The following is an 11,245-nucleotide window of genomic DNA, read 5'->3' on the forward strand; positions in this document are numbered from 1 at the left end:
GGCTTGTTACTCCTTGAGAATCGGCTACCAACCTTGGCGAACTCCGAAGGGACTGTCAGCCGGTGCTACCAGTTCCCTGAAGGTTTCCTGACAATCTTCAGCCTTCCGGTATGTCCTGTTTCAGGCCGGCCTGCGGAACCGGGGCAGCGGCGACGGCAGCAGGAGCAGCGCGCCGGCCGGCCGGGTGCCGCAGTTGATCGCCTGGAACGCCCAGGAAACCCGGGACCGGACGGCGTCCGGTATCACCGACGCGAAGATCGCGCCGCTGGTGACGTCGAGCGCCATCACGCCGAAGCCGCTCATGAACAGCGCGGCGAACAGCATCGCGAGCACGACGAGGTGGTGCGCGGGGGAGGCGAGCGGGACCAGGGCGAGCGGGGCCGCCTCCAGGTGCCTGCCGAGCAGCGTGCCGACGAACGCGCCGAACGCGCCCGCCCCGATGACCAGGCCGAGCCCCCCAGGATGGACGCGCAGCCTGTCCACCGCGAAGAGCATGACGCGAAGAGCATGAACAGCGCGCTGAACATCCAGCTGAAGAAGTTGATGACCGCGGTGCCGGTGAGCGTCGCGCGGACGATGGGCGACCTCAGCACGACGCAGGCCCACGGTGACCGCGTCCGTGCCGTCCCGGAGGACGGCGGCCGTCTCCCCAGCGTTTCTTATTCCGCCACGGGCTCGGCGGCGGCGGCAGTGTCGCCGACCGCGGGCAGCGCGGGCAGCGCGGGCAGCCATTCGCCTTCCGCGCCGGTCACCCATTCCCTGGGCCCGGCCAGCCAGTCGCGCACGGCCATGAACAGCATGTAGGGGATGAGGTCGACCGAGCGGCGCAGCACCCACTTGGTGCCCTTGGTGGCCATCCAGATGAAATCGTCGCGGCGGGACGGACCCGGGTTGGCCGGCTCGAGATCGGGCTTGGCGGCCAGGTCGTGCCCGGCCGCGGCGAGTGAGTCCCAGAACCGGCAGGCGATCAGGCGGTGCCCGCGCTCGTTGGGGTGCAGCCGGTCCACCGACCAGTTGCGCCGGTCATAGGTCTCCGGGTCGCGGGTGGCGTCCCAGTGCAGCGTGCCGTACCGGGCGGCCACCTTGTCGAGTTCGGCGTTGACGGCCTGCATCCGCCGCGACAGCGGCTTGGCCAGCCCGCCGGGCAGCCCGAACATCCGGCCAGGGTCCGGCAGCCGCATGGTCAGCACTGTCGCGCCGGACGCCCGCAGCGCGGCGACCGTCCGGGCGGCGCACTGCCCGGTCCGCTCGGGATTGAAGCCGGCCCGCAGCGTGTCGTTGATGCCGACGACGACGCTGGCGATGTCGGGCCGGAGCTCGAGCGCGGCGGGAAGCTGGTCGCGTTCGACGTGCTTGGCCTGCGCCCCGAGCACCGCGAGGTTATGCAGCTCCGGTGCGGGCAGGCCCGCGGCCAGGAGCCGCGTCCAGCCGCGCCAGCCCCCGTCGGGCATGGGATCGCCCATGCCGATGGTGATCGAGTCGCCGAGAGTCACGATCCGTGTCATGGCTTTACCTGCCCGGGAGAACGAGACGAGTCTGGGTTAAGGGCTTCGTGCACTGCCAGGAAGGCCGCGACCGAGGCAGGCCAGCCGAACTCCTCGGCACGCGTCCGCGCCGCCCCGCGCCGGGCTTCCGGGTCCCTGGCGAGCACCGCGCGCACGCCGCCGGCGAAGTCCTCGCCGTCGACCGCGACCCCGGCGGTGCCGATCACTTCGGGCAGCGCGCTGGCCGCGCTGACCACGACCGGGGTGCCGCAGGCCAGCGCCTCGAGCGCGGCCAGCCCGAACGTCTCCACCGGTCCGGGCGCCACCACCACGTCGGCGCTGGCAAGCAGGGTGGCCAGGTGCTTGGGATCGGTGATGAAGCCGGCGAACCGCACTGGCAGTGACCTGCGCCGTGCCGCGCGCTCGAGCCGGGTGCGCAGCGGCCCGTCCCCCGCGACGACGAGCACGGCGTCCACCCCGGCGGCGCGCAGCCCGGCCACCGCGGCGAGCGAGCGGTGCGGCTTCTTCTCCACCGACAGCCGCCCGCAGTGCACGAGCAGCGTCTGCTCCTGGCCCGCGTACGCGTCTCGCGTCGTGCAGCTGTACCGCTCGGGGCTGAACAGCTCCAGGTCGACACCCAGCGGGATGCGCGTCAGGTTCGGCGCGCCGATCCGCTCGAACTCGGCCGCCGCCCACCGCGTGGTGCAGACGATCCGCTGGTAGGCGCGCACGCTGCGCCGGTTGAACGCGTCGGCCAGCGCCTTGCCCATGTTGGCGAGCAGGCGGCTGCGCCAGCGGGACATGCCGGAGACGTCGGCCGGCAGGCTGAGCAGCCCGGTCAGGCTCTCGTGCGAGACCATCACCGCGGGCACCCCGTGCTCGCGCGCCCACCGGCCGGTCCAGCGCAGCGTCGTCCGGTCCGACACCTCGATCAGGTCCGGCCGCAGTTCGGTCAGCAGCGCGGCAAGCCCGCGGCGCGCGAGCAGCGCCCGGTAGCCGCCGGTGAACGGCACGACCGGCCCGTACCTGGTGATCACCCGGCCCTGCGCGGTCTGCTCGTCGCCGCGGCCCCGCAGGCGCCCAGGCACGACAAGCACCGGCTCGTGCCCCGCCGCGAGGTAGCCTGCGCCCAGTTCGCGCAGCGCGGTACGCATGCCACCAGAGCGCGGGCCAACGTAGTTGGCCAGCCGGACAATTCTCATGCGGCCATCCTGCGTGGGACATCCTCCGTGCCGAGCACGGCGGCGTAGTGGCCGACCAGCTCGTCGACCAGGGCGGGCCAGGACCTGGCGAGCACGCGGCGCCTGGCCGCCTCGCCCAGCCGGGCGCGCAGCGCGGGGTTCTTGGCCAGCCTGCTGACCGCCGCGGCGAGCGCGTCGCCGTCGCCAGGGGGGACCAGGAATCCGGTCATCCCGTTGTCGACCAGGTCAAGCGGTCCGCCCGCGGCGGGCGCGATCACGGGCAGCCCGCTCGCCGCGGCTTCCTGGATCGTCTGGCCGAACGTCTCGAACGGGCCTGTGTGCACGAAGACGTCCAGGCTCGCGTAGATCCGCGCCAGGTCCGCGCCGTGCCGGGTGCCGAGGAAGACCGCGGCCGGAATGGACTGCCGCAGTTCCTCGTCCATGGGGCCGCCGCCCGTCACCGCCAGCCGCACCCCGGGCACGGCGGCGACTGAGGCCAGCAGGTCGACCCGCTTCTCGGTCGCCAGCCGCCCCACGTAGCCGGCGATCACCTCGCCGCCTGGCGCGATCGCTGCCCGCAGCCGCTCGTCCCGGCGCGCCGGGTGGAACAGCTGGATGTCGACGCCGCGCCCCCACAGCCGCACCCGTTCCATGCCGTGCTGACGCAGCTCGGCGGCCGTCACGGTGGACGGGGCCAGGGTCCGGTCGGCCGCGTTGTGGATGTCGCGCAGCCAGCGCCACGCGAAGGACTCGGTGACCGCGCCGAGCCGGTAGGCGCGCGCGTAGTTCGGCAGGTCGGTCTGGTAGACGGCGACCATCGGCAGCTCGATGGCCCTGGTTACGTGGCTGCCCCACGCGCCGAGGGCGACCGGGCTGGCCAGGTGGACAAGCTCGGTGCGGTGCCTGACGATGGCCCGGCGGGTCCGCGGCGTGGGCAGGCCGAGCCGGAACGTCGGGTATCCGGGCAGGGGAACGGATGGGACCCGTTCCACCGGGTAGGCGAACTGGGTGTCTGCGCCTGATGTGGCGCGCGCGGACTCCGGGGCAATGACCAGGGGGTGGTGGCCGCTGCGGACGAGGTTTTCTGCCACGCGCACTACGCAGTGTGCGACGCCATTGACATCGGGCGGGAACGACTCCGTAATGATCGCGATCCTCATGCCCACAAGGTCCCCCACGAGGTGTTCGAAATCCGCCACGACACCGTTACGTCCCGGCGAACTATCGATGACAATTCATGACGGCTCAGCAATAACACCCGGCGTCACCTAAGAAAACCACCCGTGCAGGGCGCGGCGCTGAAGGGAAGAACTCCTTGTCCCCCGGTGTTGCCCACTTGCGTGGCAGACGCAGACGCCCCCCTGACCCTGGCCGGAGTGCCGCTGTCGGTGCTCGACCTGGCCCCGATCCCGGCGGGCGGCACCGCCGCCGAGGCGCTGCGCGCCACGATCGCGCTGGCCCGTGAGACCGAGCGGCTCGGCTTCACCCGGTTCTGGGTTGCCGAGCACCACGGCATGCCCGGCGTGGCGAGCTCGTCGCCGCCGGTGCTGATCGCGCACATCGCCGACGCGACCTCGCGGATCAGGGTCGGATCCGGCGGCGTGATGCTGCCGAACCACACCTCGCTGGTGGTGGCCGAGCAGTTCGGCATGCTCGAGGCCCTGCACCCAGGCCGCATCGATCTCGGCATCGGCCGCGCGCCCGGCACCGACCAGGCCACCGCGGCGGCTCTGCGGCACGGCGGCCCGGACGAATTCCCGCGCCAGCTCACCGACCTGCTGGGCTTTTTCACCGGGCAGTGGCCGGCCGGCCATCCCTACGCGACGGTCCGCGCCGTGCCGGGCGAGGGCGCGGGGCCGGACATCTGGCTGCTCGGCTCGAGCGGCTACAGCGCGCAGGTGGCGGGGCTGCTCGGGCTGCCGTTCGCCTTCGCGCACCACTTCATGCCGGCCAACACGCTCCCTGCGCTCGCCCTGTACCGGGAGTCGTTCCGCCCGTCGCAGGCGCTAGGCGAGCCGTACGCGATGGTCGCGGCCGGGGTGATCTGCGCGGCGACCGACGAGCGCGCCCGCTACCTGGCCGGCTCGTCGGCGCTGTCGTTCCTGCGGCTGCGCCAGGGGCGCCCCGGGCAGGTGCCCAGCCCGGAGGAGGCCGCCGCCTACCCCTACAGCGACCTTGAGCGCGCCTTCATCGCCGACCGGCGGTCCAGCCAGCTGATCGGCGCGCCCGACACGGTCCGCTCCGGCCTTGAGGACCTGCTCAAGCGGACCGAGGCCGACGAGCTCATGATCACCACCCAGACCTACGATCCCGCCGACCGGCTGGCGTCCTTCCAGCTGGTAGCCGAAGCCGCCCGCGCCTGACGGCGGGGCGGCCCAGGGTTCGGGTCGGCTACGCGTCCCTGCGGAGGACGACGACGAACGTGAGGGCGATCAGCGCGGCGGCCACCGCCACGTAGATGCCGGTCTCGATGCCCTGGAACGCCCAGTAGCGGCTGATCGGCTGGTACGAGACGAACTGGCGGTAGCCCGCCTTCTGCAGGCACCCGAGGACCGCGCTCATCGCGCCGTTGGGGACGGGGACGGGTTCGGCCGGGCCGCTGAGGCTGGCGGGAATCAGCTTCTGGCAGGCGGCCGGCAGCGACGTGCTCGGCACGCCGTCGATGAATAGGTTCCCCGTCCCTCCCGTCACGAGCTGCCCCGCCTTGTTGATGAGGCCGCCCCCGACCTGAATGGAGCCCGCCGGGTACGTGAAGTTGGCTGTCGTGGCGTAGTAGGTGGTGACCGGGGTCATGAAGTGCATCCGCAGGTCCTGGGAGACCCACAGCCGCATCCCGATGAACCCGCCGACCACGATCGCGATCGCCGGGAGGGTGCGGCGGAACACCGCGCCCGCCGCGATCCCCAGCGCCGTGGCGAACACCGAGTACCCGACAGGGACCAGGCCCTGCTGGTCGAAGTAGTTGGGCTGGAACGCGTTGGCGAACGCGGCGTTGCGCGGCCCGGACCACCAGGTGACCAGGGCGGAGATCACGCCGCCCCAGACGGCGGCGGCCAGCAGCAGCCACCCGATCTTGGCCGCGAGCCAGTGGGTGCGGGTGATGCTCTGCGCCCAGACGAAGTCGGTGGTGCGGGTCTCGAGCTCGCGCGCCACGAGCGGCGCCCCCACCAGTGCTCCGAACAGGGCCGGCGCCAGCATGCTGAGGATCGCGAAGTCGTGCCCGAGCACGCTGCCAAGCGGCGCGCCACCTATTTGCAGCGTGCCGCACGTGCCGCTCGCGGTGCAGCTGGCGAGCATGGTGTGCCACTGCGCGGCCATCTGGAACCCGGTGATCAGCATGATGGCGGCGAAGGCGGCGAGCACCAGCGCGGCGATCGCCGCCTGCAGGCGGTACTGCCGCCAGACGAGCCAGGTCATTGGTCTTCTCCTACCGCGGTGAGGTGGGCGTACGCCTCGGGCGCGTCGGCGCCCATGTAGCCGAGGACCAGGTCTTCAAGGCTGATGTCCTCGATCTCGTAGGCCGGGTCGATGACCGGGCCGTTCAGCCGGACGAGCAAGCGCGCCTGGCGCGGCGTGCGCACAGCGTGCACCACCGTGTGCGTCCTCTCGAGCACGGAGGTGTCCTTGCGCGGCCCGACGAGCATCTTGTGCTCGGCGAGCAGGTCGTCGGCGTCGCCGCAGAGCTGCACCCGGGACTTGGACAACAGGATGAGATGGTCGCTCACCCGCTCCAGGTCGACGATCAGGTGCGAGGACAGCACGACGGTGAGTTCGCCGCCTGCGTCCGCCACCGCGGCGGTCAGCGTCCCGAGGAAGTGCCGCCGCGCGAGCGGGTCCAGGGCCGCGACCGGCTCGTCGAGCAGCAGCACCCGCGGCTGCTTGGCCAGCGTCAGCGCCAGCGCGACCTGGGCGCGCTGGCCGCCGGACAGCTTGCCCACCGCCCGGTCGAGCGGGACGCTCAGGGTGGCGAGCCGCGTCCGCGCCGACGCGGCGTCCCAGCGCCGGTTCAGGTGCGCGCCGGCGCGAATGTGATCCTCGGCGGTGAGCCCCCGGTACAGCGGGATCTCCTGTGCCAGGAAGCCGACCTCGCCGAGGAACGCCGGGTCCTGGCGCGGTTCGCGGCCCAGGACGGAAGCGGTGCCCGCCGTCGGCCGCAAGAGCCCGGCGAGCATCCGCAGCAGCGTGGTCTTGCCCGCGCCGTTCGGCCCGACGAGCGCGCTGATCCGGCCCTCGGGCAGCGTGATGGAGCAGTCGCTGAGCGCGGTGACCCGGCGGTACCGCTTCGTCAGCCCCTGAGTCTCAATTGCCGCGTTCATGCGATTTCCTCCGCGGAGTGTGAATTCGCCTCGCCCGTCGCGCGCAGCGTGACCTGCAGGAGCGACGCGATCGCCTCGTCGTCAAGCCCGGCCGCGCGCGCTTCGCCGACCCAGCGGGCCAGGCTGCGGCCAAGGCGGGAGTGGGTGCCAGGCGGCGGGCCTGGCGGGAGCTGCCTGACGAAGGTGCCCTGGCCGGCGCGTGCCTCGATCAGGCCCTCGCGCTCCAGGTCCCGGTAGGCCTTGAGCACCGTGTTGGGGTTGACCGCCACGGCCGCCACGACCTCGCGCACCGTCGGCAGCTGGTCGCCGACCTTGAGCACGCCCATCCGCAGCGCCTGCCGTACCTGCTGGACGAGCTGCAGGTACGGCGGGACTCCGGACCGCCCGTCAACCCGGAAAGCAATCATGCATCACCGCTTTAGTGTCTTAGTTGACTAGTACTTTACGAGACGCGGTGATCGCGTGTCAACGGGTTTGCGCCCGTCACCCGGGGGTAGCCGGAAGTCCTTCCCCGGGGAGCAAGAAGGCAGCGCGGAGGCCCGCCTTGACCGAACCGAACGACGCCCGCCGGCTCGAGCTCGTCGCCGCCGCGCAACGGCAGTGGATCGACGCGCTGACCGACCTCGGCGGCCGCAACACGCTGCTGTACTACAAGGACCGCCGCGCCGGGACGCTGGACCTGGCGACCGCCGACCCCGACGCCGTCGAGCGTTTCGAGAAGACAGGCACCGCCAGGCTCACCCGCCTGTTCACGGACGCGGAGGCGCGCGCGGACGCCATCAGGCGGATGCAGACGATCCACCGCAAGGCGCGCGAGCTCGCCGAGGAGCGGGGGATCAGGGCGGGCTACCTCGCCACCGGGCTCGCCCGCTGGGACGAGCTCTTCCTCGAGCCCGCCGCGCCGGTGCTGCTGCGGGCGCTCACCATCACACCGACACGCGCGCGGTACGACGACTTCGACCTGGCCCTGGACGACGAGGTCGAGGTCAACCCGGTGCTGCTGCACAAGCTGGCGAGCGTGTTCGGCGCGGTGATCGAGAAGCCGAGCCAGGACCGGATCGCCGCGCAGCTGGCGCGGGCGGCCGCACAGGCGGAGATCCCCGGCTTCGCCATCGAGCGGCGCAAGGTGGTCGGCACGTTCACCTACGCCAAGCTGCCCATGGTCAGGGACCTGGAGGCGGCTGGCGACCTGCTCGCCGACAGCGACCTGGTGGCGGCGATCGCCGGGGACGCCGAGGCGCAGCAGCTGGTCGGCGCCGACCCCGGACAGCCGCCCGCGCCGCCCGCGCCCTCCGCACCGCTGCCGGCGCCGTCCGGCGATGCCCCGGAAGACGACTACTCGATCCTCGACGCCGACTCCTCCCAGCGCAGCGCGATCGACGCGGTGGTCGCCGGCCGCAGCCTGGTGATCCACGGCCCGCCCGGCACGGGCAAGAGCCAGACGATCGCCAACCTGGTCGCCGCCATGGTGGTGCGCGGGCGCAAGGTGCTGTTCGTGGCCGAGAAGCGGGCCGCGATCGACGCCGTGCTGTCCCGCCTGGTCAGCGTCAACCTCAGCGACCTCGTGCTCGACATCCACGAGGGGACGCGCGACAGGCAGCGGATCGCCGCCGGCCTCGGCGCCACCCTCGACCTCGCCGAACACGCGCCCGTTCCCGACACCGCCGCCCTGCACCGCAGGCTGACCGACAGGCAGCAGCGGCTGCGGCGGCACGCGACCGCGCTGCACCGGGTGCACGAGCCGTGGCGGCTGTCCGCCTACCAGGTGCAGTCGGCGCTGCTCGGGGTGCCCGCCGCCGCCCGGATGAGCGCGGGCGTCGCCGACCCGGAGCGGATCACGCCGGAGCTGGCCGACGAGATCCGCGACGAGCTGCGCGAGTTCACCCGGCTCGGCGGCTTCGCGCTGCGCCCGGGCAGCAGCCCCTGGTTCGGTGCCGCGCTGCGCAGCAGGGAGGCGGCCCGCGAGGCGGTCGAGCTCGCCGTCACGCTCGACACAAGGACGCTGCCGCAGCTAGCTGCACGGCTGGCCGCCGCATGCCGCGAAACCGGCCTGCGCATTCCTTTCACCCATCCCGAACGGTCCCGGGTTACCGCGCTGTTCACCCTGCTCGCCGACGCGGGCTCGCCTGGCCGGGGCTTCCGCGAGCGGCGCGCGCTGCGCCGGGAGGCTCGTGCGCGGTGGCAGACGCTGGCCGGGCCTGGCGCGAGCGGCGAACCGCGGCTGCCGTCGGGTTACCCGGCGCTGGCTCAGGCCTGGCAGGAGTGCTGCAGGCAGCTGTCGGCGCTGTCGGCGCTCGCGCCGCTGGCCGGCCTGGACGAGGACCCAGCAGCAGCGGCGGCGGCCCTGGCGGCCGACCAGGAGACGCCCTGGCGGCTGCCGCGGCTGCACGAGCTGGCGCGGCGGTTCGCCGCGCTCGGCCTCGCCCCCTTGCTCGACGAGGTTGCCAGCGGGGGGGCGACCCCCCTGCAACCCCCCGCACGGGACCAACTCGTGGCGCCTTCCCCAGACCTTGTCGTCAGCGCCTTCGACTACGCGTGGTACCGGTCGATCCTGGACCAGATCCGGGTCCGCGACCCCGAATACGGTGCCGAATACGGCGCCGCCCTTGACGAGATCGCCGCGGAGTTCCGGCACCGCGACACCGAGCACCTGGCGGCGAACCGGGCCCGGGTGCGCAGCGCGTGGGCGCGCCAGCTGCGTGAGGCGGTGGACAGGCACCCGCTGCAGGCTCGCGTGATCCGCAAGCAGGCGGCGCTGCGCCGCGGCCACCTCCCGCTGCGGCGGCTGCTCGACCAGACCGGCGACGTGCTGTTCGCGCTGAAGCCGTGCTGGGCGATGTCCCCGCTGATGGTCAGCCAGGTGCTGCCGCTGGCCCGGCTGTTCGACCTGGTGATCTTCGACGAGGCGAGCCAGATCGTGCCCGCCGACGCGATCGGCTCGATGATCAGGGCGCACCAGGTGGTGGTCGCCGGGGACGACAGGCAGCTGCCGCCGACGAACTTCTTCCGGCAGGTGGATTCCGGCGATCCGGCAGACGATGACGACCTCGACGAGGGCATGGTGTCGTTCGGCGCCGGGTTCGAGTCGGTGCTCGACGCGCTGCGCCCGCTGCTGCCGACCTGCGCGCTGAACTGGCACTACCGCAGCCGCGACGAGCGCCTCGTCGCGTTCTCCAACGACCGGATCTACGGCGGCGCGCTGACCACGTTCCCCGGGGTGGCGCGCGATGACTGCCTGCGGCACGTGGTCGTCGCCCAGGACGCCTCGCCAGGCCAGGAGTCGTCGGTCTTCGCCGAGGTCGCCGAGGTCGTCGCTCTGGTCCTCGAGCACGCGCGGAGCCGGCCGCAGGAGTCCCTCGGCGTGATCGCCCTCGGCCTGCGCCACGCCGAGCGCATCGACGCGGCGCTCCGCGCCGCCCTCCCATCCGCCACCGACCCGCCCCCCGCCGCCGCCCGCGACCGCGCCGCCCCCACCCCCGCCTCCGCCCGCGACCTTGAGGCGTTCTTCGCCGAGGACGTGCCCGAGCCGTTTTTCGTCAAGAACCTGGAGCGGGTGCAGGGCGACGAGCGGGACGCGATCATCTTGTCCGTCGGCTACGGCAAGCACGCGGACGGGCGGATGCGCTACCAGTGGGGCCCGCTGCTGCGCGACGGCGGCGAGCGGCGGCTGAACGTCGCCGCGACCCGCGCCAAGCGCCGGCTCACCGTGGTCAGCTCGTTCTCCAGCCATGAGGTGGACCCGGGCCGGCTCACCAAGCCGGGCGCCCGGCTGCTCGCCGAGTACCTGGAGTACGCAGGCTCCGGCGGCACCCCCGTGGCGGCCTCCGGTTCCGGATCGGGCATCGGCCCCTTTGAGGCCGACGTCGCCGCGCGGCTGGCCGAACTCGGGATCACGGTCGTGCCGCAGTACGGCGTGGGCGGGTACCGGGTCGACTTCGCGGCCGCGCACCCCAGCGACTCGTCCCTGATGATCTTGGCGATCGAGGCTGACGGCGCCTCCTACCGGGATTCCGGCAGCGTCCGCGACAGGGACCGGCTGCGCAAGGAGCACCTGGAGCGGCTCGGCTGGCGGGTGCACCGGCTGTGGTCCACGAGCTGGTTCACCGACCCGGACGCCGAACTTGCCAAGCTCCGCGCCGCCTACGACTCCGCCGTCCGCGCCAACCCCCCGGCCCCCCCGGCCCCCCCGCCCCCGGTGCCCCCGCCCGCGGCCTCTGCGGTCGCCCCGGTCGCCCCGGTCGCCCCGGTCGCCCCGGTCGCCCCG

At 73.0% G+C, this 11,245-nt stretch carries 9 protein-coding genes; 2 read left to right on the forward strand and 7 right to left on the reverse strand.

Features of this window, described 5'->3' with window-relative positions; translation table 11 throughout:
* Positions 1 to 120: 120 nt before the first annotated feature.
* The 4 genes from Q1N79_RS12190 to Q1N79_RS12205 form a co-directional block, all read right to left on the reverse strand.
* The gene (locus tag Q1N79_RS12190; protein ID WP_300608450.1) at positions 121 to 495 is read right to left on the reverse strand and encodes a hypothetical protein; all 375 of its coding nucleotides are present in this window, start codon (positions 493 to 495) and stop codon (positions 121 to 123) included.
* A gap of 164 nt (positions 496 to 659) precedes the next feature.
* Positions 660 to 1,505, reverse strand: a complete 846-nt coding sequence (locus Q1N79_RS12195; protein ID WP_300608452.1) for an SGNH/GDSL hydrolase family protein — start codon at positions 1,503 to 1,505, stop codon at positions 660 to 662.
* Entirely contained in the window at positions 1,502 to 2,686 is a 1,185-nt protein-coding gene (locus Q1N79_RS12200; protein WP_300608454.1) for a glycosyltransferase, read from the reverse strand. Before Q1N79_RS12200 ends, Q1N79_RS12195 begins: the two co-directional genes overlap by 4 nt.
* Positions 2,683 to 3,825, reverse strand: a complete 1,143-nt coding sequence (locus Q1N79_RS12205; RefSeq protein WP_300608456.1) for a glycosyltransferase family 1 protein — start codon at positions 3,823 to 3,825, stop codon at positions 2,683 to 2,685. The genes Q1N79_RS12200 and Q1N79_RS12205 overlap by 4 nt, the downstream gene beginning before the upstream one ends.
* 180 nt (positions 3,826 to 4,005) lie before the next feature.
* On the opposite strand from Q1N79_RS12205, the gene Q1N79_RS12210 reads away from it, so the two are divergent.
* The gene (locus Q1N79_RS12210; protein WP_300608458.1) at positions 4,006 to 5,028 is read left to right on the forward strand and encodes an LLM class flavin-dependent oxidoreductase; all 1,023 of its coding nucleotides are present in this window, start codon (positions 4,006 to 4,008) and stop codon (positions 5,026 to 5,028) included.
* A gap of 28 nt (positions 5,029 to 5,056) precedes the next feature.
* On the opposite strand, the gene Q1N79_RS12215 is transcribed toward Q1N79_RS12210, so the two are convergent.
* Genes Q1N79_RS12215 through Q1N79_RS12225 form a run of 3 tightly spaced genes read right to left on the reverse strand, consistent with a single transcriptional unit; the run spans position 5,057 to position 7,388 of the window.
* On the reverse strand, positions 5,057 to 6,082 hold the full coding sequence (locus Q1N79_RS12215; RefSeq protein ID WP_300608460.1) for a hypothetical protein: 1,026 nt from the start codon (positions 6,080 to 6,082) through the stop codon (positions 5,057 to 5,059).
* Positions 6,079 to 6,981 (reverse strand): ABC transporter ATP-binding protein, encoded by a 903-nt coding sequence (locus Q1N79_RS12220; protein ID WP_300608462.1) that lies wholly within the window; start codon positions 6,979 to 6,981, stop codon positions 6,079 to 6,081. The genes Q1N79_RS12215 and Q1N79_RS12220 overlap by 4 nt, the downstream gene beginning before the upstream one ends.
* Positions 6,978 to 7,388 carry a GntR family transcriptional regulator gene (locus Q1N79_RS12225; protein ID WP_300608464.1) on the reverse strand — a complete coding sequence of 137 codons (411 nt, stop codon included), beginning with the start codon at positions 7,386 to 7,388 and terminating at the stop codon, positions 6,978 to 6,980. The genes Q1N79_RS12220 and Q1N79_RS12225 overlap by 4 nt, the downstream gene beginning before the upstream one ends.
* A gap of 137 nt (positions 7,389 to 7,525) precedes the next feature.
* Here Q1N79_RS12225 and Q1N79_RS12230 point away from each other — a divergent pair.
* The coding region (locus tag Q1N79_RS12230; protein WP_300608466.1) for an AAA domain-containing protein at positions 7,526 to 11,245 on the forward strand (3,720 nt) is incomplete at its 3' end.

Origin of the sequence: Trebonia sp. (assembly GCF_030042015.1) — a bacterium.
Classification (GTDB): Bacteria; Actinomycetota; Actinomycetes; order Streptosporangiales; family Streptosporangiaceae; genus Trebonia.

What these genes read in the sequence shown, in the direction of transcription:
- Q1N79_RS12220 (WP_300608462.1), bottom strand. Translation starts at nt 6,981, where the DNA reads ATGAACGCGGCAATTGAGACTCAGGGGCTGACGAAGCGGTACCGCCGG.
- Q1N79_RS12195 (WP_300608452.1), bottom strand. Translation starts at nt 1,505, where the DNA reads ATGACACGGATCGTGACTCTCGGCGACTCGATCACCATCGGCATGGGC.
- Q1N79_RS12205 (WP_300608456.1), bottom strand. Translation starts at nt 3,825, where the DNA reads ATGAGGATCGCGATCATTACGGAGTCGTTCCCGCCCGATGTCAATGGC.
- Q1N79_RS12190 (WP_300608450.1), bottom strand. Translation starts at nt 495, where the DNA reads ATGCTCTTCGCGGTGGACAGGCTGCGCGTCCATCCTGGGGGGCTCGGC.
- Q1N79_RS12200 (WP_300608454.1), bottom strand. Translation starts at nt 2,686, where the DNA reads ATGAGAATTGTCCGGCTGGCCAACTACGTTGGCCCGCGCTCTGGTGGC.
- Q1N79_RS12215 (WP_300608460.1), bottom strand. Translation starts at nt 6,082, where the DNA reads ATGACCTGGCTCGTCTGGCGGCAGTACCGCCTGCAGGCGGCGATCGCC.
- Q1N79_RS12225 (WP_300608464.1), bottom strand. Translation starts at nt 7,388, where the DNA reads ATGATTGCTTTCCGGGTTGACGGGCGGTCCGGAGTCCCGCCGTACCTG.